The sequence below is a fragment of the Bradyrhizobium genomosp. III genome, assembly GCF_000261705.1.
GTDB lineage: Bacteria > Pseudomonadota > Alphaproteobacteria > Rhizobiales > Xanthobacteraceae > Bradyrhizobium > Bradyrhizobium ottawaense.
Genome location: NZ_AJQF01000446.1, coordinates 1 through 24142, shown reverse-complemented (window position 1 = coordinate 24142; position 24142 = coordinate 1). Strand labels below are relative to the sequence as shown.

Annotated in this window: 23 protein-coding genes and 2 pseudogenes; 11 read left to right on the top strand and 14 right to left on the bottom strand. The window is 58.2% G+C overall.

Going from position 1 to position 24142, the window contains the following annotated elements:
* Positions 1–6 precede the first annotated feature (6 nt).
* Both IC66_RS0135360 and IC66_RS46660 read right to left on the bottom strand, forming a co-directional pair.
* A complete protein-coding gene (locus IC66_RS0135360; protein WP_038950799.1) occupies positions 7–195 on the bottom strand; it encodes a hypothetical protein in 189 nt (62 codons plus the stop codon).
* Positions 196–259: 64 nt separating this feature from the next.
* A complete protein-coding gene (locus IC66_RS46660) occupies positions 260–397 on the bottom strand; it encodes a hypothetical protein (RefSeq protein WP_155256745.1) in 138 nt (45 codons plus the stop codon).
* Between the two features lie 293 nt (positions 398–690).
* On the opposite strand from IC66_RS46660, the gene IC66_RS47285 reads away from it, so the two are divergent.
* The 4 genes from IC66_RS47285 to IC66_RS0135345 all read left to right on the top strand — a co-directional run bounded on the left by IC66_RS47285 (position 691) and on the right by IC66_RS0135345 (position 3127).
* Positions 691–885 carry a hypothetical protein gene (locus tag IC66_RS47285; protein WP_014498117.1) on the top strand — a complete coding sequence of 65 codons (195 nt, stop codon included), beginning with the start codon at positions 691–693 and terminating at the stop codon, positions 883–885.
* 229 nt (positions 886–1114) lie between these two features.
* Positions 1115–1591, top strand: coding sequence for a hypothetical protein (locus IC66_RS43920; protein WP_225895088.1), 477 nt, complete (start codon positions 1115–1117; stop codon positions 1589–1591).
* A gap of 307 nt (positions 1592–1898) precedes the next feature.
* Positions 1899–2291: an avidin/streptavidin family protein gene (locus IC66_RS43915; RefSeq protein WP_011084374.1), complete on the top strand. Its 393-nt coding sequence runs from the start codon at positions 1899–1901 to the stop codon at positions 2289–2291.
* 344 nt (positions 2292–2635) lie between these two features.
* Positions 2636–3127 (top strand): hypothetical protein, encoded by a 492-nt coding sequence (locus IC66_RS0135345; protein ID WP_011084373.1) that lies wholly within the window; start codon positions 2636–2638, stop codon positions 3125–3127.
* A 208-nt stretch (positions 3128–3335) separates the two neighbouring features.
* On the opposite strand, the gene IC66_RS0135340 is transcribed toward IC66_RS0135345, so the two are convergent.
* Complete coding sequence (locus tag IC66_RS0135340) at positions 3336–3956, bottom strand: Crp/Fnr family transcriptional regulator (RefSeq protein ID WP_236842178.1); 621 nt, start codon at positions 3954–3956, stop codon at positions 3336–3338.
* An 879-nt stretch (positions 3957–4835) separates the two neighbouring features.
* Between IC66_RS0135340 and IC66_RS0135335 the strand changes: the two genes are divergently transcribed.
* Positions 4836–5195, top strand: a complete 360-nt coding sequence (locus IC66_RS0135335; RefSeq protein WP_011084371.1) for a methylamine utilization protein — start codon at positions 4836–4838, stop codon at positions 5193–5195.
* Positions 5196–5199: 4 nt separating this feature from the next.
* Here IC66_RS0135335 and IC66_RS0135330 read toward each other — a convergent pair whose 3' ends face one another.
* The 4 genes and pseudogenes from IC66_RS0135330 to IC66_RS43905 form a co-directional block, all read right to left on the bottom strand.
* A complete protein-coding gene (locus IC66_RS0135330; protein ID WP_038950797.1) occupies positions 5200–6192 on the bottom strand; it encodes a hypothetical protein in 993 nt (330 codons plus the stop codon).
* A gap of 507 nt (positions 6193–6699) precedes the next feature.
* Positions 6700–7722: a cytochrome-c peroxidase gene (locus tag IC66_RS0135320; protein WP_011084368.1), complete on the bottom strand. Its 1023-nt coding sequence runs from the start codon at positions 7720–7722 to the stop codon at positions 6700–6702.
* Between the two features lie 388 nt (positions 7723–8110).
* A pseudogene (locus IC66_RS49135) lies at positions 8111–8923 on the bottom strand (putative bifunctional diguanylate cyclase/phosphodiesterase); the annotation flags it as partial.
* 928 nt (positions 8924–9851) lie between these two features.
* Positions 9852–10013, bottom strand: coding sequence for a Flp family type IVb pilin (locus tag IC66_RS43905; RefSeq protein ID WP_011084366.1), 162 nt, complete (start codon positions 10011–10013; stop codon positions 9852–9854).
* 1846 nt (positions 10014–11859) lie between these two features.
* On the opposite strand from IC66_RS43905, the gene IC66_RS46655 reads away from it, so the two are divergent.
* Positions 11860–12039 carry a hypothetical protein gene (locus IC66_RS46655; protein WP_074077659.1) on the top strand — a complete coding sequence of 60 codons (180 nt, stop codon included), beginning with the start codon at positions 11860–11862 and terminating at the stop codon, positions 12037–12039.
* Between the two features lie 694 nt (positions 12040–12733).
* Here IC66_RS46655 and IC66_RS0135300 read toward each other — a convergent pair.
* The 3 genes from IC66_RS0135300 to IC66_RS0135290 all read right to left on the bottom strand — a co-directional run bounded on the left by IC66_RS0135300 (position 12734) and on the right by IC66_RS0135290 (position 13676).
* Positions 12734–13033: a hypothetical protein gene (locus tag IC66_RS0135300; RefSeq protein WP_018646718.1), complete on the bottom strand. Its 300-nt coding sequence runs from the start codon at positions 13031–13033 to the stop codon at positions 12734–12736.
* A gap of 64 nt (positions 13034–13097) precedes the next feature.
* Entirely contained in the window at positions 13098–13223 is a 126-nt protein-coding gene (locus IC66_RS49010; protein WP_018646717.1) for a hypothetical protein, read from the bottom strand.
* Between the two features lie 246 nt (positions 13224–13469).
* Positions 13470–13676: a hypothetical protein gene (locus tag IC66_RS0135290; protein ID WP_202557308.1), complete on the bottom strand. Its 207-nt coding sequence runs from the start codon at positions 13674–13676 to the stop codon at positions 13470–13472.
* A gap of 498 nt (positions 13677–14174) precedes the next feature.
* Between IC66_RS0135290 and IC66_RS46650 the strand changes: the two genes are divergently transcribed.
* The 4 genes from IC66_RS46650 to IC66_RS0135270 all read left to right on the top strand — a co-directional run bounded on the left by IC66_RS46650 (position 14175) and on the right by IC66_RS0135270 (position 17216).
* The gene (locus tag IC66_RS46650; protein ID WP_131233107.1) at positions 14175–14378 is read left to right on the top strand and encodes a DUF6894 family protein; all 204 of its coding nucleotides are present in this window, start codon (positions 14175–14177) and stop codon (positions 14376–14378) included.
* A gap of 470 nt (positions 14379–14848) precedes the next feature.
* Positions 14849–15883, top strand: coding sequence for an IS110 family transposase (locus IC66_RS0135280; RefSeq protein ID WP_011084361.1), 1035 nt, complete (start codon positions 14849–14851; stop codon positions 15881–15883).
* A 669-nt stretch (positions 15884–16552) separates the two neighbouring features.
* A complete protein-coding gene (locus IC66_RS0135275) occupies positions 16553–16966 on the top strand; it encodes a hypothetical protein (protein WP_011084360.1) in 414 nt (137 codons plus the stop codon).
* Positions 16967–16979: 13 nt separating this feature from the next.
* Positions 16980–17216, top strand: a complete 237-nt coding sequence (locus IC66_RS0135270; protein WP_018646715.1) for a hypothetical protein — start codon at positions 16980–16982, stop codon at positions 17214–17216.
* On the opposite strand, the gene IC66_RS0135265 is transcribed toward IC66_RS0135270, so the two are convergent.
* A protein-coding gene (locus tag IC66_RS0135265) for an IS3-like element ISBj3 family transposase (RefSeq protein ID WP_085971880.1) occupies positions 17213–18348 on the bottom strand; the annotation gives its coding sequence in 2 pieces (ribosomal slippage) (positions 17213–18090 and positions 18090–18348; 1137 coding nt in all). The two genes, IC66_RS0135270 and IC66_RS0135265, sit on opposite strands and share 4 nt — an antisense overlap.
* 1661 nt (positions 18349–20009) lie before the next feature.
* Between IC66_RS0135265 and IC66_RS0135250 the strand changes: the two genes are divergently transcribed.
* Positions 20010–21713 carry a recombinase family protein gene (locus IC66_RS0135250; protein WP_011084356.1) on the top strand — a complete coding sequence of 568 codons (1704 nt, stop codon included), beginning with the start codon at positions 20010–20012 and terminating at the stop codon, positions 21711–21713.
* Here the strand turns inward: IC66_RS0135250 and IC66_RS48570 are convergent.
* The 3 genes and pseudogenes from IC66_RS48570 to ruvB form a co-directional block, all read right to left on the bottom strand.
* Positions 21686–21775 (bottom strand): annotated as a pseudogene (locus tag IC66_RS48570) (acyl-CoA thioester hydrolase); the annotation flags it as partial. The gene IC66_RS0135250 and the pseudogene IC66_RS48570 sit on opposite strands and share 28 nt — an antisense overlap.
* A gap of 69 nt (positions 21776–21844) precedes the next feature.
* On the bottom strand, positions 21845–22765 hold the full coding sequence (locus IC66_RS0135245) for a metallophosphoesterase (protein WP_038950792.1): 921 nt from the start codon (positions 22763–22765) through the stop codon (positions 21845–21847).
* Positions 22766–22894: 129 nt separating this feature from the next.
* A complete protein-coding gene (gene ruvB / locus IC66_RS0135240) occupies positions 22895–23929 on the bottom strand; it encodes a Holliday junction branch migration DNA helicase RuvB (RefSeq protein WP_193375324.1) in 1035 nt (344 codons plus the stop codon).
* Positions 23930–24142 lie beyond the last annotated feature (213 nt).

The following is a 24142-nucleotide window of genomic DNA, read 5'->3' as shown; positions in this document are numbered from 1 at the left end:
CACGACTCACGTTCCAAGAAAAGTGGGTACTAGTTTCTGCGCGAGCAGGATGCTTTGGCGCTGCAGGGCCTCCTCGATCACGTCAAGCTTCGCGCGCATCAGGCGCAGCGCAGTGGCCGATGCCGGCCGGTGCGCCACATCGAGTAGCATCAGCCGAGTGGACATCGCCTGATATTGCGCGGCGAAGTCGGTCACCTCGGAGCGGTAGGTTCGCAAAGCGTTCGTCAGCGCAACGATCGCTTGATCGGTCGATTTCTGCTCATGTTTGATGGCCCCCTAAATCACGGTCGGTGGATGCCTGCTCATGTTTGACGGCCTCTAGATCACGGCCGGTAGATGCTTGCTGATGTTTGATGACCTCTAAAGCGCGGCCGATCGAAGCCTGCTGAAGTTTCATGGCCGTGAGTTCGTCACGCGCCTTGTTCTGTAGACCACGCCGGCGGCCGCCAGGATGGCCAGTGCGGCAAGCAGCCATCGACGAGTGGGGTGGGTCATTCTGGGGTGCGGCGTTCAGAACTACTGACGGCTCGGGACAATCCTATAGCCGACACAATCGCCGCGAGTAAGCCCCGCAGGGGTCTCCCGCCGGCGCAGACAGATCTCCCGACTTTCCGGTCCCGATTTTTTAGCGACCTAGAATCGCCGCGCAATGATTTCACGCATTTCCCACATAACGTGAAGGAAAACTTCATGAAACGCATCATATGCGCGTTTTTTGCCGCGCTGATGCTCCTTGTCGCCGATTTGGCACATGCCGCAGCAAGTATCCGGGCGGCATTCCAATTATGGTTGATGATACTGATCCCGGTAGATGGCAGTCGCGATGATAATCAGCGCAGGAGGGCCTTCGTGCGCTGTCTTTCTGCGCCGCTTCTTCCGCGTTAAACGGGACCGTCATCTTTCTTGGATATTCGCGCTGGCCAATCTCGTGCAGCTCGCGGCCAACAGCCCAACTAAAGAGATTTGCACATGAGATTTCACGGCGCTCATAGGTCTCCTGGCGTCTACCACGCTTGCCGTTGCATTTTTGTGGACTTCGCGGTGACAACATGCAGACGCGCTTCGTCATATTCGATCGTGGCTGTATGCACCTCCGAGGCGATAGGCTAACCGATTGATTTCTGAGGTATGTGATAATCACACGATCGAGGCCGATTACGGGATCGATCATTCGCAGCGTTGTTTGGCAAGCGGGTTGGGACACTTGATGCGAACGATTCTTATAGCTCTAAGTATTTGGTTGTTGATCAACGTCCTCTTTGTACTAGTCATGATTCCTCCGCGCAAACCGCGGAAATCTAGCCGTCAGAACGGCACCGCCGGTAGGCTTTCACCCGCATTAATTAAGGAGAACGCCGAACCATCAAGCGAAGAGGATGATAGCTCTTCTCTTCGCCACGTTGTCATCGCGATCGGGCTGGGCGTCTTCTTTTCGCTGACGCCGCCTTTGCTTCAGGCTTACGATGCTATCAACGAGTTCGTTAACCGTCGCCGATCAAGACGAAACGCTTCGGCGACCCATCACAGCCTTGATCAGCACGCTGACGAAGTCTCCGATGTTGAGACCGGCCAGGACAAGAACCGTCGGTAGCCACCATTCGGGATGAATGTTCAATCCCATTAAGTCGTAGTCGGTCAGTGTTTCGCCGCCCGTGTCGCATTGGTGCTTTCCGGCGAATTGATCCACTTTTAGCAGTGGGCTCGGCGCGCGGCCGCCAGGAACCATGTCGGGGTAACGGTGCCGGGGGGCTCGACGGAGTCCGACTCCGCCGCGATCCAGCGCTACCTGGCGCATATGCGCCGCATTCCGTTGCCTAATGCGAGATAAGAGCAGCGAACATGACCTCAAGTTGAACCACACTACATGATCTTTAAGCGACTAATTTTGGGGCTTCAATATGAAGAGACTTCTGGGGCTTTTGCTGCTCGCCCAATCCTTCTTGCTTTCCGCCGAGGCCATGGCGCAGGGGCTTCCCGCTCCCTCATACTGGAAAAATGAACGAGGTTCGGAACTGCTTATTTGGTCCGCCAATAGCGGGACGATACAAGGGACTTTCACAAACCATGCTCAAGGGTTTGCGTGCCAGGGCATCCCGTATCCTGCAGCGGGATCCGTTAGTCCAACCGGCTTGTATTTTGTTGTTACCTTTGCCCAGTGCAATTCCTTTACCCGCTGGGTTGGAACAATTAAGGGGTCTCAGATGCCAACGTCTTGGACGCTGTTCTACGTTGATAACAAAGGCAAGCCTAGCAGGTTGAAGGGTGGGGATATATTCACGCGCGTATGGTAGTTTTCAATCTTCCTGCAAACGCAGCGACCTAAGATTTGAAGATCGCTCTCGCGACGTCTGCACTCCGAAGCGGCGTGTGACGCTGAGCCCGGCGCGCGCGGGCCCAGCGTCGCGCCGACGCGGCGGATTTCGGCCTATTCTCCGCCCTCGTAGAAGAGCTCGAGCGGCAGGTTGACCAGCACCGATCCAGTCCCGAGCAGTTGCATTCGGCGGTTCGGGTGGTAGACACTTCGCTAATACTTCGGTTCGAAGCGCGCTACTCTGCGCGTCATCCCTGAGCTCTAGGTTCATTCTCGAGGAGATCCTCAGCACGTGCCTTGGCGTCGTTTTCTCGGGATTATTTTATGTCACCTATTCAAGCGATTAAAGACTGGTACGTGTCCCTGGACAACGAACTTCAATCAGACATCGCGTACATGTTCGTATCTCTGACTCTCGGTGATCGCCAGCTTGCTCCCGCTGCCGCTGTCCGAAGACTGTTGCAATGGTTTGACGTGCGTAGTGAAGGCACGGAACACGAGGATGCTCTAGCAGCCGTTACGTTTCGGGCCTCATTCGAATACATCTTTGCTGAGCGCTTCACGGGCGCCGGGTGGATCTTTCCGGAGCAAACTTTCAAGGACGTGATCCGCGAGGCTGCTGAAGGTAAAGAGGCAAGCAAGATTGCAACGAGCGCATTCCGGTTACTGCGGAGCCTTCCGGACCGGAGAACGAAATGGAAAGAGGCAGGTGAGAACTGGAATGCCCTAGTCAACTCGACAATCAACGATGATGCGTTGAGGCAGTGGACACAAGATCAGTTCCTGGCGAGCGACTACGGGCCGGCGCAAGACTGAAAAAGCTCCTCACCTCCCGCAATCCTCGCGACGGTGCACTTGCCAGGCGATTCTGGCGCCATCGATGTTAGAACCTCTATCCTCAAACTTGCTTTGTTTGAGTAGGAGTCAAGCGCAAATGCTGTTCGGCTCTTCGCTCCGCGCAGCAATACCGTGTTCGGCAAGTCGTCTCGATATGAACTGGAGAGGTGAAGCCTATGCGACGTTGTTACCCCATCAGCTCTTTTGCTGGAATCGCGGACTGAGACGAGGCATAGGCGCCTGAAATGAGCTTGTAACAACAACATGCCCTTTTCTCGAGGCACTTGGGTTCATCAATCTCCAAGACACCGCGCATCTTGCGGATCAGCCCTCGTTCTTCGAATCGGCTTAGAGTCTGCGTTACCCCAGCGCGACGAAGTCCCAAGACAGACGAAAGGTAGTCATGGGTAACTGGCAGCACACAAACGTCAGCAGCATCACTCGCCAAACAAAGCCAGCTCGCGAGCCTCTGTTCACGATCGTGCCGAACCCCGCACAATCCTGTCTGAACGCACTGAAATGTCAGCGCTTGAACGTACTCAAAGAGATGCTCTCGGATCTCAGGACGCTCTTCTACTAGCCGGCGCAATTCCTCAACACGGATCCTGTGCGCGCTTCCGGGAAAGAGCACCACAGATTGATGCGTCGAAAGATGTCCTCCGCACAAGAACGAAGCACCGACAACACCCCGAGATCCTATGACGGCCGTTTCAAGCACGCTCCCCGCCGCGACAACCCTTAGCGAGACGAGGCCCGACTCCACGAAGTAGACGTGCTTTGCATGCCTTTTCGGCTCTTGCAGAACCATACGCTCTTTCAGGACGATCGGCTCAAGGCACTCCCCCAATGCCGCGAGGCCGTCCGGAGAAATTCTGGACAGGATAGCATTTCTGACAGGGGGCCGCGTATTAGGACGCAGGCTATCGAGCCGACGAAGCGTCGGCTGTGTGCCGGTAACTCCTGCGAGAGCGGGGTCACCCGAGCTGTCCCGCGGTTCAAGGACGGCTGGCACCCGATTGGTCATAGTGCAGTCCGTCTCACAGCGTGGATATCTGCTGGAAACGTAGCCAAATACCCATACGGATTCCTGCAATGTGCAGCGCGTTGAGCACAAATCCGGCCTTAAGACGGCGTCTTTGACGAATTTCAACGCCTGACGGGGACCGACCGGGGTGTGGAGCAACTCGCCTTGGACTCGTCGGCGCCGGAACGCCGTCAGACCAGCGCGCCACGCTGTTACCGCCTGGCCGGGGATTGCGAAGTCCGTTGCGTGAGACGAACACAGCACCACTAAGGCAACCGCGCCTCGCCAGAGAACATTTCAGATGTCAGGCGAGAGTTTAGTCATGCTCCCTCTATGCCGAAATTCATTGTGACCCACACGAGTTTTGCACTGATGATCTCAAGACAATTAATCAACCTTTTCAACCGCTGATGCCATGAGGGAGCACCGTTTGTCTCGCCGCAGGGACACCTGGCGACGACTGGCAGTCCCCTCGCACCGCCAAAGCGCAAACATGCTGCGTGGACACAGCCGGCCGCCTGCCTCGCGTCAGTTTTCCTCTAATAATGATTGGAACCGAGGCGCAAAATAAAGATCAATCTGTCATAAGTGTCGCTAGTCCCGGGCTCCGGCGGTCCGCGGTAAGGTCGCATTTTTATAGAATTTAGCTTCAGTGAGGTCGGAATGAGAGAAAGGCTAATACCTTCACGCACAGGCAAGTTCGGTTTTCAGATGATAGCCGCAATAGTGGGAGGGCTCCTCGCTGGAGCCGCTCTAGGCGCCTCCCCCTATGTAATTTCGCAAAAGGACCGAGAATTCAGACCCCAAGAAATCGTAATAAAGCGCGGCGAGACCCTACGGTTTATCAACGATGACGGTGAGCTCATGCACCACACCTATTTGAGCTCAGACACCTTCGAGTTCGATTCTGGCGATCAACAGCCAGGCAGCCAATTCGACGTCGTCTTTTCTGTGGCTGGTGATTACACTGTGTTGTGCGGCATTCATCCCAAGATGAAGCTTGGCGTGCACGTCAAAAAGTAGGGCCCTACAGAATTGAGGTGTTGAAGATCGCTGCATGACCGACATAGTAGGCGAACAGCGTAACCGTCAACGCCGCACATAGTCCGGCCGGAGCGAGCCAGGGAGCGCGATAGTCGGCTTCCCTCGGCTGATTATCGGAAAGTATCGCGACCAGTACGACGATGATCACCGAGTGCCCGATCACATCAAGCTTGCCAAATTCGAAGCACGCGCTGATGAACATTCCAAGCAGTATGGCAGCCGCAACGCGCCGGACCAAGGGCGTCCAAGCTAGGGCAAACGCGAGCGTGAATTCGATCATGCCAGCGGCGCGCATATAGAACTCACTATCGAGCCCGAGCGTCATGCCGGGGTGCTCGATCAGAAGTGGGAAGCTCCATTCCGGGTAGGCCCACTTTTCCACCGAAGCCCACATCAACGTGACGGCGGTTGCGTAGCGCACGACATCGAGTGGCGGAACGCCGAACAGATCTTTTTGCAAGCCAGCGAGGGCGAGGTAGGCCGCAAGGCCCAAAAAGATCGGATAATCGGCCAGATGAAACGTGCCGTAATCTCGAACGGCGAGCCCGAACAGAACGACAATTCCCGCCGCGGAGAAGGGCATCGTGCGGCGCGACAGCAGGCCTGCTGCGATGGCGAGTTGCAAAGGCCCAACCATTGACGAAGTCGTTTTCAATTCCGGGGTCAGCAAGATACCGCCCACCGCCCAAAGCGAGATGAAGAAAAATCCGCAGACAGCCCGGATGATTTCCTCAGTGTGTAGTCGCAATCCGTCCGTGAAGCGGTTGAGGGAGCGGGCCGCCAGCTCAGCCAAAGACGTCCGTTCAACCATGCAGCCGGAAAAAAACCAGAGCAGGGCAAGAGCCAACAGCAGTTCAAAATCCTGGCACAGTACGTTTTCGAGGCATCGGGGCTGGCCGGCAGCGTCATAGGCACAGAACCATTTGACATGGGCACTGGCACCTTGTGTTCCCAAGAACCAGAAAGAAAGTGCCACGATGGACCTTGCAAAAAGGGAGCTTCTCCGGAATGCCGCAAAGGCATCCCGCGTCGGAGACCTGAACATAAAAAACCACCCCTTTTGGAAAAGCGCCCGCCTCTGACGATTTGTTCAACTTAGCACAAATCTTAAGGATGTGACGGCGCTCGCATCCGAAGGTTGTTTGCTGGGTTAATGGGGACACGCCGGCAAGGATTTGTGCGGCGAGACTATCGCGCACGTCCCTTCAATTTTACAGATTTTGACGACGGGCCTTCAATGCAAGTGTCGTACTGAATGTCAGACAAAAAACGGATGTCCGGAGTAGTCCATGTTTGGTGCGTTTCGTACGAAGAGGGTGCCAGTCGGCTCTGCGCTGGCCCGCACCGCGATGCGGCTCACAGCATGCAGTGAAACCCTGGAGACGTGGGCGGGCGGTTTCCTCATCCTCGTGTTGGGCTTGCTGGGAGCGGCATTGCCGCACTTCCCCTGAGAGCCTCCCCGACCGCGCGATCGGGGTACCGGTCATCGCGCCAACCTGGGAAAAGTCGTATCCGTCGAGGATGCGGTGAGCGTCTGAAGAAAAGCGATCAGATCCGCCTTTTCGCTTTCCGTCAGAGATAGAGGCTTTATTGAAGGCGAGCGGCTCGGACGGTCAATCCCACCCTTGTCATAGAGTTCGATGACCTCTTCGAGGGTTGCGACCGATCCATCATGCATGTAGGGAGCACGCCGCGCGACATCGCGCAGTGTCGGCGTTTTGAATGCGTACCGCAGCTTTTGCGACGTCGGAAAAAGCCGACCGCGTCCAACGTCGTCGTTCCTTGCGACGCCAATATCGTGAAACGATCCGTCAGTGAACGATGGTCCACTGTGGCAGTTTGAGCAATGGGCTTTGCCGTTGAAAATCTCAAAGCCGCGTTTTGCCGCGGCGCTGACGGATGTCACGTCTCCCATGATCCACCGGTCGAATGGCGCTTCGCCAGCCACGATGGTTCGTTCAAAAGTCGCCAACGCGGCTTCGATCCTGGGTCGCGTGATCGCACCGTCCCCGAATGCGGCTGCGAATGCATCAGCATAGGCCGGGATAGCGGAGAGACGCGCGATCAATTCTGATTCCGTCAAATTCATGTTGGGCCGGCCTGTGATCGGCCCGAACGTGACGGCTTCGAGAGTCTTGAATTTGCCGTCCCACCCCAACGGTTCGGTGAACGCCACGTCGATCAGGGTCGGCGCACGCAATGGCAGGCCGCTGGGATCCTCGCCGACCGCACGCGCGAGGCCATCACCCCAGGAAAGCGACGGATTGTGGCACGTTGCGCAGGAACGGGTGCGGGACTTCGAGAGCAGCGCATCGAAGAAGAGTCTTTCCCCGAGAGCAGCTTTCGGCACCGTGTAGGGATTACGATCGGGAAAAGGGATCGCCGCCGGCCGACGATAGCTGGCGCGCGCCGTGGCATCCGCTGATGTCTCCGCCGCTGCCGAGGCAAAAGGTTGGCCCAGCGGAAAAAGGGCCGCGAGCAAAGCTAAGCTGACCCAGATCCTCATCGGCTCCTCGACGATATAGTGCTCCTATATGGCAACCCCGGAAAAAAAGCCTTAATAGCAAGTATCGGATGCTGGCGATTAATCGAAATCTCCTTCAGAGAACCCTTGCGCCTCCATGACTGGGGCGCGCCAACAATTGATGAAGTGGGCCCGTGTGACATTATAATGGAAGCCCTCGATGAGTTTCATTTCAGAGCGCTCAACAAAACCGTAGGCAGGAGCTGCGGCGCGCTGATAGCGCCGTTGATTATGATCGCGCCCGACGATCGGAACCTTTGTGGCTCGGTTGCTAACATGTCGACGCACCATGTGGATCCTGAACGCATTGAAACCCAACGGCGAGAGCGAACTCAGGACCGAACAACACTCAGGAAAGTCCTGGTTCGTCTTAGCCGGTCATCGCACCGCTTAAATGACGTCTCGCGAGGCCGCCTCTCAGATTCAGGATCGTTGATGCGATCTCGGTAGCAGGGACCGGGCGGCTGAATAGGAATCCCTGCGCCTCGTTGCACCCTTCCGCCCTTATTTGATCCAACTGTTCAATCGTCTCGACCCCCTCCGCCGTTATTGTTATGCCAAGGCTTCTTCCAAGGCTGGTAATGGCTCTTACGATTAATTTAGATCCATTTGTCGCTGTTGCATCACGGACGAATGACTGATCGATCTTGAGCTTGTCAAAGGGGAAGCTGCGCAGATAGCTCAGCGAGGAGTATCCAGTACCAAAATCATCTAAGGCGATGCTCAGCCCCTGCGCCTTCAGCTTGTGCAGTGTTGCAACCGTCTCGGCGCTGTTTCCAAGGAGAACAGACTCCGTGATTTCCAATTCGAGCCGGTGCGGGGCCAGCGTTGAAGCATCAAGCGCGTTGGCGATAACCTCTGCAAATCTTGGATCCCGAATCTGAGTCGCCGAGACATTGACGGCAATCTTGAGCTCGCTCGGCCAACCGGCCGCCTGCTCGCAGGCGCGGTTGAGAACCCACTCACCCAGTGGAGTGATGAGACCGATGTCTTCTGCAATGGGAATGAATTGGTCGGGTGGCACCAGGCCACGCTTCGGATGAGGCCAGCGCAATAATGCTTCGAAGCCGCTGATCCGGTCCATCCGCAGGTCATAAATGGGTTGATAGAACAGAGTGAACTCGTCCTTGTCCATGGCCTCGCGAAGATCGAGTTCGAGCGCGCGGCGGCTCTGCAAACTTGCCGCTTTCGACGCAATGGCGACAGGCCCGATAATCCGCCGTGCCAGCAACCACGAAAAAAGCCCGGACAGAAGGAGCGCAACGGTCAGCGCCACCACATTCAGTTGCAGATCCCGTTTGATCGCGGCAAGGGCTCGCTGACGGAATAGAAAACCATCCCCGGCCGTATAGTTCACCAGCAATTCAATCTGCTGATTTACGACGTTTGAGAGCTGGTCAACGTCATCGATTTCCCGAGCGCTCGCTTCATTATTCCCGGTGCCATCAGCTTGAAAGCGACGGCGATGAATCGCGACCCAGGCGTTTGCAGCTTCTTTAACTTTTGCGGCTGCCTTCGCAGCTCGCGCTGATTGCGACCTTTCAGCCGCAATAGTGACATCTTCCGAAAGCGTCTTCGCCAGCTTGTCGATTTCATCATCTAGTCGAGGACGGGCCGACGGCTGCCTTGTGACGTGTGAAGATGCCACGCGCATCGCGGCAAAATCGGCACCAGCCGCACGTGCGTAGTTGATCGACATCAAGGACTCATCGAAAGTCCGCGCAACCAGGTCGCCTGCGTGCCGGATACCAAGGACGGAATACCCTCCGAGGCTCACTGCGATCGCGCTCATCGCAAGACAACAGCACAAGATCGCAATTCGGATCGACCCTCGAGCCGAGACAAAGCGGGAGAAACAGGCCGTCACGGACTGAAATGCCTCAAGGACCACTTTCGATTGATTGGCAAATCTGCCGACGACCAAAAGACTCATCCAGGTGTCTTTCGCTAAAACAAGAATTTCCGAGCAGCAGCATCGAGACGATCCGTTCACCCCCTCGCCGCACCAATTCTCAAGTTCCGCCGAATTCAGAGAACTAGCTCGCCTCTGACTAGAGCTGTTCTTGCACATGCGGTGGAGAAAAGAGGTCGCCAAGGGAGGCGGCTTTTGATTATTTCAGAGAGCTGCTGATCGAAGCGAATTTCGTATTGAGTTTAGTGCCTAGCCCATTCACGACCGCGATGATTGCAAGCGAAATACCCGCCGCTATCAGCCCATATTCTATGGCAGTAGCCCCGGACTCATCGCGTAAAAAGTGTACTAGCGTTTTCACGGTGCGTGCCCTTCTAAGATCTAACGCTCGGGATTTACCGGCAATTTGTTAAAGCCGGCAGAATCTCATTCGAGAATCCGTTTGGTGTGGCGCCAAAACTTTGTACGGAACGTACAAATACGCGCACACTTTGCAAAGTCGCGGTGAACCTCTCGTCGTCCAGTTACTAGTCTCAGGCGGGTGCAGGTGGCGATCTCGGCGTTGGCGATCGACATCTCGCCCGAGGAGTATCGCGCCGAACACGGCCGCGCGGTCGGATGCCCGGTCGAGGATAGGCCCCCTGCTGGCCTTCTAAGGATTTCCCGCAGAGTATCGGGATCATCGTGTGCTCTCACAATATCTCCTGGAGAACGGTTCGGGATAGTTCGGCAGTGGCCATAAACCTGCACGCTAGGGAGTTTGGGCTCCGCCTACCTGCATGACCCGTCACCCCCGCATGGTTGACGGAACACTCGATCAACCGTCCTCGTTGAACTGCTGCCGTGGAAGCTGGGGAAATCTTGTCAGAGCTGCGCGACGTGCAGGGACCGGACGCTTCCTCGCCGGCGAGTAGCACTCGGGCGAGAAACAGCGTCCCGGCGGTTCGTCTTCACCAGATCGCTAGGCTTCCTTAGGATCAGAGACGCCGCCACCGTGCATTCATGGCCGGACGACCGGATCAGGCGATAATTGCAATAGGCAGCCGAACAGGCCCGTAGCAGATTGCAGGTGGTCAAACCGGCCGGCGATCCGCTTTATGATGGCACATGTTGGTCGCCGAAGCGTCGACTTCATCGAGGAAGTGAACTTCTCTTATCGCCAGCTTCCGCAATCGCGACAACGTTTCTCAGCTTGGCTACATCGATCCGACAAGTGCTTCCCCAATCTGCCACTCCGTCTTTACAGATCGAGACCAGCTTTGATGGAGTGATCAGTACCGTCGCGAGAAGGGCTAAGCGATCGACCATTTTTGTGGTTTCGGCCTGCTGCGCAGTTGCGTCTCTGTTATCGGCAGGAAGGCGCCCGTCTGAACGGTTGCCGATGTTGCCTGACAGTCGACCGTTTGCCCCGCTGCCACTCGCGCCAACTGCCGAATGTCAAACAAGCCTCCAGATCAGCAAACTATGCCGACCCACTGATCAAGCTAGCTGCAAGCGCAAGAATCCGAGGCCAATGTAATGAATACTTAAGCGCTGGGCTGGGTTGAATGGCGCCTCCGGGTTTCAATCGAGCGCAGCTCGGCGAGCGCGCTCACAGTGTTAGAATAATTAGGTACTGCTCGCTCGAAAGCTCGAGAATAATCGTCAAGCGGAGCTTCGCCACTATTCAGGAACAAACAATCTCGATGCACACCCCACACACCTCTCGTTAATGACGGTCGCGTTTGCGATCGCAACTGACGCCCAATAAGTTTCTAGATTTGATCAATACGTTTTCAAGGTTCTGCTGCGCCGGGCTTGGAAGTGCCCGCCCCCTCCGAGATGGAAGCACCAAAGCGATAGAGGCCTTGATAGCATCCCGCATGCGAATTCGGCGCAGTACAGCGTTAAAGTAGAGTTCCGGTGTCGAGGCATTTTGCAATAGGTCTCATTCAATATCCGGAAAAGGGGCATGGGCGCGATTCCGAGCTTCTAATGGGGGAGAATGCGATGCGACCGCTGCGTAAAGCACGAGAGTCATAGCCGAGCGGACGATATTTTGTACATAACGTTCAAATCTGTGGCCGAAGCAACACGCTCGGGCGAGTAACGGGATCGTTCGTACGTCCCGTGCTGTGTTTGTCGCCGCCGCCCTGATTTGACTATTAATGGTTGGCGAGCACAGGGAAACTCTTCGTTCGTACTCACTTGCTCGGAAAAGGTTCGATATGAATCATGACGACAACGGAAATCGCCATGAAGTATCTGTGATGACGGACGAACAGCTCGAACTGGAGCACTGCAAGCAACAGATTGCTCGTCTCAAACAGCTGGTTATTCGCCTTTCTGAAATTGCGTTGCGCAACGTCGTAAGAGCCGCCGAGGACCGAAAATCGGAACGCGCGTGAGTCTCTGTCGGCCCACCGAACGACCAGCCCCGGAGGGAAACGAACGTTGCGCCGTAGCGCGCTGTTCTTTGCAGCGCGGCTCCCGCCGGGGGCAGGGAGCAGCCTCGCCCCTATCTCCATAGGGGCGAGGCTCCTATTTTATAGCCGGAACTTTGAGGGTTCAGACCGGCATCGAGCTTGGCGTATCGCGCGTCGACCGACGCGTGGATATTCCTTCGCATCGACAGCGATCACGCGCGACGTGCCGAGCACATTCTTGCGAGAGCAGTGGCTCGCATTTGCGACGGCAACGCCAGCAAGCAATGCCGTCGCCGCGCCGGCGAGTTGTGAGGCCCATTGGTGCAGGCCTAGTCTACCACCGCAACGGAGAAAAGCGGCGCGCCTATTTTGTACCAAGGGAAGCTGTCTCGCTCCTCTCAATGGGGCGCGAAGTGGATTTCGATCCTGACCGCAACCGGATGGGCGGGCCGGCATTGGGCGAAATGTCGTTTACTCAAGAGTACTTTCGCCGGCTGGCTCGGGAGTGTGAGCTGCCCGCGCGCTTTTTCGCGCTGCTTGACGGCGACGCCTCAGAGTACGCCCCCGAGGAAGCCGAGCAGGAGTGTTGCCGGAAACACTCTGCGTCCGCAACGGCTCCCACCTCTCCAGATCGGCGTGGATAACCAGGTCACGTGGCCCAAGGAGGAAGCGCTTATCACTGCTCCTCATGCCCAAGACCAAGGATCACTTGCAGTCCGTCCACATCGCCCTGACGGCCAACTCTCTCGACGAACGCGGCGCCTTGACGGTCGTCTCTCCTTCTCAGCTGCACCGGCTCGATGCCGGAGGCAAACTCGATCACCGGCTGGTAGCGCTTGGCGGAAGTGCTGAAATATATCACGCCCGAACGCCGCCGCTGAAACAACTGCACGTCGCTCGAGCCCTGCGGCGTCGAGATTTTGACTTTGTGCTCGCGGTTGATGAAGCCGAACACGCGCAAGGTTTCCGAATCCACTCCTGGCGCTGCTGCACAAACCAGCTCTAGCCAAGCGCGGCCCCTTGGTCATTGCGTAGCTCGATTACGTCGGGGTCAGCTTGTGGCGGTCGCCGTTCCAGATCGTTATCGCTTCCTCGGGCGTGCCGACCGCCTTGGTCGAGACCTCCATGCCGTAGGGTTCGCTCGCAACGAAGGCGCCTGCTCGCATCCTCCTGGATCAGGACCGGGTAGCACTTGGCAATCAAGCACCTCCGGATCGGACGCCTCCGATTTCGTGTTGCTCTCACTGGTATTCGGATCAACTGCCATTCTGTAGTCTGCCTCAAGCAGCTCCACTAGCCGCTCGACGCGAGCGATCCGGAATGGCTGGGACGGCTTTGTCATCAGGGCAGGTCCCTGGGATCGAATGCGAAGAATCCAATGATGAAGATGACGAGCGTGCGAGGAGTGGCGTTCATGCGCCGGGCTGTCGGTCCTCCGCCGAATGCCAGTCCGCGCCGTGGAGGCGGATCATCTCGCGACGGGACCGCTCGATGAAGACGCGCTCAACGCAAAAGCCGGCGGTGACTGAAGCCGCCAGCGCAAGGCCGCAGGCGATATAATCATTCATGAAATTCCAAAACATGTTGCTGCCGGCGACGCCGACAAAAGTAAGTGCCATGACGGTGTTACGAATTGCCTTAACCACGTTGTTCCCCCAGCCGGTCGGCGAGGCACTTTAGCATTGCAACCATGACGCTTAGCAGCGTTTGATGGTTGTGATCCGCCGTCTTTCTGCTCAATCAGCTTGGGTCCGGCCGTGTTGTCGCGCCCCGTGGAATCCGATCGATAACGTATCTCGCTCTGTGCCATGAAACGTGGTGACGTCTTGGCAGACAGCCTTCGCCAGCCGATAGGACGCAGCATCCGCTTTGCAGCGGTTTCGGCCAGCGCAGCCGAGCAGAACAAATAGCACTGCATCTCTGGACCATAGAACGAGGCGTTCTCGGCGTCGGCAGCAATTCGTGCGGGCTCAATCCGTTCCAAAGCCCACGCACGGAAGCGCTTCGCATTTTGCCAATCATTCGCAGAATTTCGGCATCATGAGGCCCTACATCAGAGAACTTCTGCTTAATTGCCCAATACTATCATTATTCCCGTGGGGCAACGAAGCGAACGAATGGCCCGTTTCTACTTTAATCTGGCAGGCAAGCAGAATGTCGACGACCCCGGCGGGTTAGCATTCGAAGACGAGCTGCAAGCCTTCCGTGCGGCAGAACGCTTAGCAAAAGATCTGGCGAGTGCTCAACCTCTGCTGCGGGGTACAACCTGCGTGGTCGTTACACGCAGGGACCGAGGTGAGGCCTATTACGTAAGCGTGTGACAGCGCTTCCAAATCAGACGTCTCGGCCACTACTGACGTATCATCTGCCGGGGCAGCCGCCCCGAGTTGTGGGACCACCGAGCCGATTGAGGGAGGGCTCGTTTTCCCTAGTTAGACTTGCCTGCAACGCCACCGTCAGGCACGATTTCGAAGAACCCCGATTGCACCATGTCCATCAAGACCTATATCGGCGCGGTCGAAGCGGCGCACGATGATGGCTGATTGGGCCGCGTTCTGCGATGGCAAGCGCGCTGCGGACGGCGTGGTCGTGCCGATGTCTCGCGCGATTGCGTGACGAATAACTTTCTGACTTTCGAATCGTGGAGAGCCTGTTTCCCACCAAGTAGAACTAGATGCCGTAATGGGCCCTGCTTCGAGCAAGGGGTCATGATGGTGGCTGTCCCCCGATAGATGATGAAACGGGGTCACGACTTGAGTCGGCCCCAAGCATCTAGAGACGGAGGACAGCCGTGGAGAACTATGCCGGAATCGACGTGTCATTGGAACTGTCGAGCGTGTGCGTTGTGGATGCCCAGGGTAAGATCCTGAAGGAAGCGAAGGTCGCGAGCGAACCCGACGCCTTAGTCGAGTTTTTCGAGAGGCTTGGCTTTGCAGCAAAGCGAATTGGGCTGGAAGCGGGGCCGCTGTCGCAATGGCTGCATGCAGGCTTGAAAGGAGCGGGGCTCGAGGCAGTCCTGCTCGAGACGCGACATGTTAAGGCCGCATTGTCTGCAATGACGGTGAAGACTGATCGCAAGGATGCCCGCGGGATCGCCCAGTTGATCCGGATGGGATGGTTCCAGCCGGTACACGCGAAGTCGGTCGGCGCCCAGGAGATCCGGGCACTCCTGATCGCACGCAAACAGCTTCTCGGGCGACTTATCGATGTGGAATTAAGTATCCGAGGGATTTTGCGCGGCTTCGGGCTGAAGGTTGGCCCGGTGACGCGGAGGAGTTTCGAAGCGCGGATCCGAGAGTTGGTTGCGGGGCAAGCGACATTGGAGCGTATTGCCAGTGCGATGCTTTCGGCACGATCGGCCTTGAAGGCAGAGTACGGAAGGCTGCACAAGGCTGTACTGGCAATTGTGCGTGACGATGCAGTCTGTCGCCGGCTGATGACAGTACCGGGCGTTGGCCCCCTGGTGGCTGTTACCTACAAATCGGCGATTGATGCCCCTCATCGCATCGTAAAATCGAAGGCGGCAGGCGCGCTGTTCGGGCTTACGCCAAAGAAATATCAATCGGGAGAAAAGGACGTCACAGGCGGGATCACGTTGGCCGGCGACGAGACGGTGCGCACGGTGTTGTATGAAGCCGCCAATGTTCTGCTGTCGCGCATCACGCGGTTCTCAAAACTCAAGCGCTGGGGGATGGACGTCGCCAAGCGGCGAGGCTCAAAGCGCGCAAAGGTCGCCCTGGCACGCAAGCTCGCAGTGATCCTGCATCGGATCTGGATCGACGGCACAACTTACCGATGGACTGACGCCGGCCCGATCGCAGCATAGAAAACGTCTAGGAGATCAAGAACGCAACCGAGCTGAACTGAAGCTCGGTGCCCGAAGTCCCGTCGCCGGGACGGTGGATCCGGTGAAGCCGTTACACGGCCAGTGGTCGTCATCTGACGAACCCCGCGCATCTAGATAGGCTCACCGCTCCCTCTGACAGCATGATGTGGCGGCCAGGCGTTGACCACGGACAGAAGCATGAGCTCGGCGACGAGACGTTCACTCGGGAGGCTTGACATCATCGGGCCCATTACAGAAGGCCGTGAACCCATCTGTGGACGCCCCGCGAGATGCAAGCGGTTTTTGAAACAGACCACGAAAAGCACCAGAGAGTTGCAGCTACTGGGTCCACCATTGTGCCTCCGAAATCCCGCGCGCGCCGCCCTATCGCCTGAAGGGATTTCGTTGGGACCCGGCGCAACTGGAAAAACTGCAAGGACCGCCAGATGAGGGTGAGCGCCACCCGGGTTTATTAACCCTCCGCCGATCATGCAGAAAGACGGCAAAAGGTGGCCCATCGGCGCCGATTATGGAACCGGTTGTGGTGTTAAATGCCCCGAAACGATGGCAGAAACGAAGGAGATGCTCCGGCTCCGCATACTCGGCTCACACACCGACGACTGACGCAGGATCGCCCGCGATGACAAAGCAGAGCGAGCATAGATCAGCATGGCGTATCTGCAGAAGCAGCTCGCTAGGCAGCGAAAAGCCCTCGGCGAACTCGGTGAGCGCGTGTCGCGTGCCGAACGTGAGATCACGAAAGATCGCGCCGACAGACTCGAGCCGGCATTGCTTGGACTAGTGTCGACTGAAAACCCCGACACTGACGAAGAGAAGATCATGCCCGTACAAATGAACGCCGAGCTTTTCTGCAAGCTGCAGGAACTATCCCGCCATAACGCGGTCGCCCGCGCGCTTGTCTTCTTGTGGGAAACCGGCACCCTGACCTACGAGGACTGGGCGACGAAGGCGATCTCTCTTCTCATTGATCAGAACGAAACGCTCTCGGCGATCGCCGTGGATGCGGAGAAGCGCGCCTGCCGCCTGCCCAAAACTCCGCCCGTAGCCTCACCCACACGTTGAGAGAGATCGTCCCGTGTCCGACACCCCCAAGACCGGAACACCGCACCCCGGGCCCGCGCTGCGGCTTGTCAGCGGCGCGAAACAGGAGCCGCTGCGCTGCCCCGCCGCTGGCCGCGATGCCGAAAGCGAGAAGACGCTTTGCTTCTACTTCAACCGGCGCATGACCGATGACGAGATGCGGCACCAGAGCTGGCCCCGGTTATCTGAACAGCAATTCCGCGTCGATAAGTGGAGTTTCTGCCAGAGTTAGGCTGCCGCGCGGAACGGCAGCGAGCTGAAGTAAGCTTGATCGGGGGTGCCGCCGTCAAGGCTCGAGTGGGGACGCCGGCCATTGTAAAAGGCGAGGTATCGGCCGATCGAGGCGCGGGCGTCGGACACGGTGTCGTAGGCGCGCAGATAGACCTCTTCGTATTTGATGCTGCGCCACAGACGCTCGACGAACACGTTGTCGCGCCAGGCGCCCCGACCGTCCATGCTGATGGCGATGCCATGACTGGCGAGCATGCCGGTGAACGCGGCGCCCGTGAACTGCGAGCCTTGGTCGGTATTGAAGATGTCCGGCTTGCCATGGCGAGCGAGAGCGTCCTCCAGCGTCTCGACGCAGAATGCGGCTTCCATAGTGATCGAGACGCGCCACGACAGCACCCGGCGGCTGAACCAGTCCAGCACCACCGCGAGATAGACGAAGCCGCGCGCCATCGGGATGTAGGTGATGTCCATCGCCCAGACCTGGTTCGGGCCTGTGATCTCCATCCCGCGCAGCAGATACGGATAGATCTTGTGCCCGGGTTCGGGCTTGGTGGTACGCGGCCGGCGATAGAGCGCCTCTATCCCCATCCGCCGCATCAGCGTTTTGACATGCCGGCGGCCGATCTTGCACCCCTCGGCAGCCAGCAGGTCTCGCAACATTCGCGAACCGGCGAAAGGAAACTCCAGGTGCAGCCGGTCAAGCCGCTGCATGATCGCGAGGTCGGCGGGCGACACCGGACGTGGTAGATAATAGATACTGCCACGGCTGATCTTCAAAACTTCCGCCTGTTTGGTGATCGGCAGGTCGTGCTCACGGTCGATCATCGCTTTGCGCTCAGCAGGCCGGCTTTGCTGAGCGCGCCTTCTAAAAAATCGTTCTCAAGCGTCAGCTCCCCGATCTTGGCGTGCAGCGTTTTCACGTCTACCGCGGACTCGCTCGCTCTGTTGCCACCGCCAGGACCAAACACCTCGGCCGCCGCCTCCTGAAGCTGGGACTTCCACTGCGTGATCTGGTTCGGGTGCACGTCGAAATGCTCAGCCAGCTGGGCCAGCGTCATCTCGCCCTTGATCGCCGCTAACGCCACCTTGGCCTTGAATGCCGGTGCGTGTTGCCGGCGGGCTCGTCTGCTCATCGTCTCTCCTGATTCCCGGGACAATCTTGCCCGCCGTCAGGCAGAAACTCCACTTACCGCCCTGTCCAGATTTCCGGAGCCAGCTCTACCTTCACGCGGTCAGGCAGGCGGCAGCCTACTCGCCGATCATCGACGGCCAGCCCAGCAAGCAAACGAGCGGAGTCTCAGAGCAGGAGGCGGCGGCAGTGCTACGGCGCTACCTGCTCATGCGCGAGATTGACGGTCACTGAGAAAGTTCCTCTTTTTCATCCGCGCCCCCCGACAAAGTCTCGCTAAATTTCAAACTGAGACACTACCCGTTAGTCGGTTCAACTCGCAGCGTCAGGACGCCCGTGATGGCGGAGGCGACGAAGACAGTCACTCGCACCACTTCCGGGAACAGCACACCAATCAATGGTGTCAGAGTCCGGGGAGACCCCAGTAGAACACGCCGACCAGGCCGGCAATAAGGCTTGTATAGAGGACGTGGGGGACAATGGAGAGCAGGTACTGCTTACTCGCTCACCGCTGTGAGTGCCCTGCCGGCGGCCAATCGGCTCCTTGGTTCGGGCGACGATCAGAAGGCGGCGAACGATTATCTGCTGACCTGCGCTTCCTCGGAGACGACAAGGATTGAAGCAACGCAATCCACCGGGAGCAACAAGCCGCCGCATCGCCCATCAGACGCGTTTCCACGGTGAAGATCAGCGCTTGCGAGGCCGGTTCGTGGAAAATTTTCGCGATTGGATGGGCTCCTGCAAAAAGATTGTCTTTTCAGACTCCACCGCATTTTGCGGCACCGGCCGAAGAAGGCCTCCCTTGTGGTCTTCCATATCTCCCCAAGCGTCGAAGGTAGTGGCTAAAACAGGCGGCGTCTCAGCAATTCCTCCGTGCGTATACTCAGATCAGGACAACCGCATCTAGCGTCGTGCGCCACGATTTGTCGGCCGACCGCCGGATTTCACTGATCAATGAAGCCGTCTCGTCTGCGGCAACCGCTGGCATCAGACGGAGCGGATAACTGCACCGCTAAATATGGACACGGGCATCGGACTTTCGTCGCCGTCAGGCGCAAGTTTTTTTACTCCGCCTTGTTTGGCAAGAATTCTCTCGCCTACGACCGGTATCGCAGGAATGCGCTAACGCCCGATGTGGAGCACCGCGACACCAGAAAACTCTCATTTTCATTAACCGCTGCAGCGGTCAACATGATTGGACCCACAATTACTCAGATCGAGACTTCCGTGAGCACTCCAGAGGCAAACGTCAAGTGTGGACCTTCTGTGATTTCTGTCGGCGCACGGCCAAGGCTGACGAAAGATGTGGTTGAAGGACGATCTGAACCTGAACACCACGCCGACGAAAATTGTGAAATCAGCGGGGGGTGTCTGCCGGCGCGATCGACGCTCCGAATAACAGAAGCAGGCGCCGCAAGTGATCACAGCCCAGCTATCGCGCTGGGCGACAATTTACGTTAACGTTTGCCGGTCGGTCCATATGCGTACTCGAATCCGATCGCCTCGGAGGCAGAAGGCGATCATCCGACCGCTTGATCCTTCCCACCCTCAGGGTTGGGATAATCCTGACAATGAGGAAGTTTGGCTTGAGCTGGCGCGCGCCATCGGACGGCAGATTGCACGAGACGAAAACGACGGTTTGGAGCAGCCAAAAGGAGGAAGGGCATGATGACGAGGCCAATAAAAAAGAGGGCCGTGTTATACGCCCGCTATTCGAGCGACATGCAAAAGGCGACCTCGATTGACGGTCAGCTATTGCTCTGCCGGAAGATCGCGGCACGCAACGACCTAGATGTCATCGGTGCATTTGTTGATGCCGCGAAGTCTGGCCTAACCGAAAATGCGAGGGACGGCTATCAGCAATTGCTCAATGGCGTGCGAAACCATGATTTTGATGTTGTGATCGTTGAGCATTTCGATCGCCTGTCGCGCGATCCCGCAACCATCCAGCGTCTCAAGCAAGTTTTCGAGTTCAATGGCGTTGAGCTGATGGATCAGAAAGGCGTTTACGCGACTGCCACCGACATCAGCATCGCAAGTCTCTACAACACGATTTATAAGCCGCAGCTCGCCGACAAGGTTCGGCGTGGCCATGATAATGCTGTCGCTAGTGGAAGAATTCCTGGCTCATACGCTTACGGTTACCGGCCAAGGCCGGGCGCGCCCGGTGAGCGCGTGATCGATGAGAACGAAGCGAAGATCGTGGTCCGCATCTTCACCGAATATGTATCGGGGCGTTCAACCCGAGATATTGCGGCCGATCTCACGCGCCAAGGCTTGCCCTCGCCTGGCGCCACCCGTCACAAGAACAAGGCTGGTCGCACGACCTGGAATCATCAGTGCATAACTGGCGGTCGCCACGGTCGCGGCATTATCGGCAACGAGCTGTATATCGGCGAAATACATTGGAACGTTCGATCAACAATTCTGAACCCGGAAACGCAGAAGAAACAGAAACGCCGCAATCCGGACGACCGGCACATCATTGTCAAGAAGCCCGAGTTGCGGATTGTTCCGCAAGTGCTTTGGGACAGGGCGCAGAAGGTTCGCAGCGGCCGCGCCATCCATATGTTCGGACCGACGGGCAAGCCGCGGCGCCGTCCTGTGATCCCGCGCAATAATGAGCACCCACTTGCTGGGGTCCTCCGGTGTGGTGTCTGCAACGGGAATATGCGAATCGCTCAATCCTCCAGGAATGGCGCTCCGCGCGCCGCATGCGCCAATGCGCATCAACGAGGCACGTGTGAGCACACTCGGAGCTTTGACATGGACGTGCTACTTGAGGATGTCTCAAGCAAAATGGAATTAAAATTGCTTTCGCCCAAAGCGATTGAAGAGGCGATGCGTGCTTGGAAGGAGGAGCGTAAGAACGATCGGAAAAAGAACAGCGAACACGCAAATTTAGAGCGTAGACTCCGTACGTTGACCACTGAGATCGAACGCTTGTCATATGCCATCGCAAACAGCCGTCGCAAGCCGGATGAGTTGCTCAAGCGGATCGATGAGTGCGATGTGGAACGGGAAACCGTTAAGGAGCGCTTGCGGCTGCTGGGTAGTGGCAGCGAAAACGTGATCCCGTTCGACCATCCAAAGTTCGGTGACCGATATCATTCGGAGGCCAAGAGACTGGTCACCGCGCTGAGGATTAATCCGAAGGCCATCGAAACCCGCGTCGCCTTTCGCAACTTGATCGACAGCATCGTGGTGCATCCGGTTCGCAAGCGGATGCCCTACGAATATACTCCGTACCTGAACAGCGCTTCCCTTTCTAGCATGAATCTTTTCCCCGAAAATCGACGCAAGACGAGAGAGATCAGTGCGTTCGTCTACTATGATAACGTCAAGTCAGAGAAATCCGTGTCCTCGTAATAGACGCGGACCTGCATGTGGTGGCGGCCGTCGCGGATCTCGCCGTCGAGATGAGCTGTCACGTCGCGAGCCTCTTCGCTTGTCGGTAACCGCCCCGTTTTGCGCAAAAACGGCCGGACGCGCAAGCGCAGCTAGGACACGGCGAGCCCTGTCCTTCCCAGCGTCACCTCGACGATCTCGGGCGGCACGCCGACGCGGATCGGCATGATGCTGCAACCGAGGCCACCGGAGACAATGAGGTCGCATTTCAGCCGGAAGTGGCCATAGGCGAGGCGCAGGCCGTTCTTGGGCGAAACCGCCGGCGACCAGCCAAGCAGGCGAACCTGGCCGCCATGGGTATGACCGGACAGTTGCAGCGCGACGCGCCCGGGTACGAGCGGCGCGATGTTGGGCTCGTGCGCGAGCAGGATGACCGGCGCATCGTCGGTGACCTTCGCCAGCGTGGCGTTAAGATCGTCGGCGCCGAAGCGGCCGATGCTGCGGAAGCGCCGCGCCGGCAGGAAGGCCAGCTGATCGCCGAGACCGGCGAGCCAGAACGGACGGCCGTCCTTGGTGAGGCGCACCACGTCGTTCTCGTAAACAGGGATGCCGGCCGCCTCCAGCGCGCGATGGGCGATCGTCGGCCCATACCCTGCCTGCTGCACCGTCCTGTCGTCCCAATAATCGTGGTTGCCCATCACGGCATGGACGCCGAGCGGCGCCTTCAGGCGGGCCAGCACCCTCGCCCATTCGCTCGCCGGAATCATGCGCGTGACCTGATGAAGGCCGGCGACATAGTCGCCGAGCAGCACGACGAGATCGGCCTTCAGCGCATTGGTACGGTCGACGATGCCCTCGATCCGCTCCAGCGACATCCAGGGATCGCAGGCATGAATGTCGGCAATGACGGCGATCTTCAGCGGAAGATCCGCCGGCCATTGCCGCGGCGTCGGATGATAGCGGGTGACGCGGAGCCGCAGCACCGGCTCGATGCCGACGCCATAGGCGGCGGTCGAGACGCCGAGGGCGGACAGACCGCCGATGGAACGGATGAGATGACGGCGCGTGATCATGAAGACCCGATCGTAATGCGCCTTGTTGATGCGGTCCGATTGGAGCGGAATTGGGGTGCGTTCGTGCAGAACGTCTGCACGAGATTACCAGAAATTCATGATAGAAGGAGCGCGCTGCATTGGCGCAGCTCAGTCGTCGCTCTCGTCCGTGCCGAACAGGCCGAATTGTGCCGCCGCATCGCGCGAGGGCTCGGCGATGCCGAGATGACGGAAGGCGTGCGAGGTGAGCAGACGGCCGCGCGGGGTGCGCTGGAGATAGCCGCACTGGATCAGATAGGGCTCGATGATGTCCTCGATCGCATCGCGCGGCTCGGACAGTGCAGCAGCCATGGTCTCGACCCCGACCGGGCCGCCGCCATAGTTCATCGCGATGGTCGTGAGGTAGCGGCGATCCATGGCATCAAGACCCGCAGCGTCGACCTCGAGCGCGCTCAGGGCGTGGTCGGCGATCTTGCGGTCGATCTTGTCGGCATCGGCCGCCGAGGCGAAATCGCGCACGCGGCGGAGCAGGCGGCCGGCGATACGCGGCGTGCCGCGAGCGCGGCGCGCGATCTCGTTGGCGCCGTCCGCGCTCATGCCGACATTGAGCACCCGTGCCCCGCGGGTGACGATGCTTTCGAGTTCCTCGATGGTGTAGAAGTTGAGCCGCACCGGAATGCCGAAACGATCGCGCAACGGATTGGTGAGAAGGCCGGCGCGCGTGGTGGCGCCGACGAGGGTGAATTTCGACAGCTCGATCTTCACTGAGCGCGCCGCCGGGCCCTCGCCGATGATCAGGTCGAGCTGAAAATCCTCCATCGCGGGATAGAGCACCTCTTCCACCGCCGGGCTGAGGCGGTGGATCTCGTCGATGAAGAGCACGTCGCGCTCTTCGAGATTGGTGAGGAGAGCTGCGAGATCGCCGGCCTTGGCGATGACGGGACCCGACGTCGCGCGAAAGCCGACGCCGAGCTCCTTGGCCACGATCTGCGCCAGCGTGGTCTTGCCGAGGCCCGGGGGACCTACGAACAGGACGTGATCCAGCGCCTCGCCGCGCTTGCGCGCCGCCTCGATGAAAATGGAGAGGTTCTTGCGCGCCTGCTGCTGGCCGACGAAATCGGACAGCGATTGCGGGCGTAGCGCGGTGTCGCCGACATCGTCGCTGCGGCGCTCGGGCGAGACCATGCGGTTGGCCTTGGGATCGCTCACTCAGCGAACTCCTCGTAGGGTGGGCAAAGGCGCGCTTCGCGCCGTGCCCACCATGTCTCCGATCGGTTGAAAGATGGTGGGCACGCTGCGCTTTGCCCACCCTAGGAGACCGACCATTGCCGCGCTCACTTCGCCAGTTCCTTCAGGCCGAGGCGAATGAGCTGCGCCGTCTCGGCATTCTCGCCCGCG

Coding starts and splice junctions, on each gene's coding strand:
- IC66_RS46660 (WP_155256745.1), bottom strand. CDS start 397: ATGAAACTTCAGCAGGCTTCGATCGGCCGCGCTTTAGAGGTCATCAAA.
- IC66_RS47285 (WP_014498117.1), top strand. CDS start 691: ATGAAACGCATCATATGCGCGTTTTTTGCCGCGCTGATGCTCCTTGTC.
- IC66_RS43915 (WP_011084374.1), top strand. CDS start 1,899: ATGAAGAGACTTCTGGGGCTTTTGCTGCTCGCCCAATCCTTCTTGCTT.
- IC66_RS0135345 (WP_011084373.1), top strand. CDS start 2,636: ATGTCACCTATTCAAGCGATTAAAGACTGGTACGTGTCCCTGGACAAC.
- IC66_RS0135340 (WP_236842178.1), bottom strand. CDS start 3,956: ATGGTTCTGCAAGAGCCGAAAAGGCATGCAAAGCACGTCTACTTCGTG.
- IC66_RS0135335 (WP_011084371.1), top strand. CDS start 4,836: ATGAGAGAAAGGCTAATACCTTCACGCACAGGCAAGTTCGGTTTTCAG.
- IC66_RS0135320 (WP_011084368.1), bottom strand. CDS start 7,722: ATGAGGATCTGGGTCAGCTTAGCTTTGCTCGCGGCCCTTTTTCCGCTG.
- IC66_RS46655 (WP_074077659.1), top strand. CDS start 11,860: ATGAATCATGACGACAACGGAAATCGCCATGAAGTATCTGTGATGACG.
- IC66_RS49010 (WP_018646717.1), bottom strand. CDS start 13,223: ATGCGAGCAGGCGCCTTCGTTGCGAGCGAACCCTACGGCATGGAGGTC.
- IC66_RS0135290 (WP_202557308.1), bottom strand. CDS start 13,676: ATGGCACTTACTTTTGTCGGCGTCGCCGGCAGCAACATGTTTTGGAAT.
- IC66_RS46650 (WP_131233107.1), top strand. CDS start 14,175: ATGGCCCGTTTCTACTTTAATCTGGCAGGCAAGCAGAATGTCGACGAC.
- IC66_RS0135275 (WP_011084360.1), top strand. CDS start 16,553: ATGGCGTATCTGCAGAAGCAGCTCGCTAGGCAGCGAAAAGCCCTCGGC.
- IC66_RS0135250 (WP_011084356.1), top strand. CDS start 20,010: ATGATGACGAGGCCAATAAAAAAGAGGGCCGTGTTATACGCCCGCTAT.
- IC66_RS0135245 (WP_038950792.1), bottom strand. CDS start 22,765: ATGATCACGCGCCGTCATCTCATCCGTTCCATCGGCGGTCTGTCCGCC.
- ruvB (WP_193375324.1), bottom strand. CDS start 23,929: ATGGTCTCGCCCGAGCGCCGCAGCGACGATGTCGGCGACACCGCGCTA.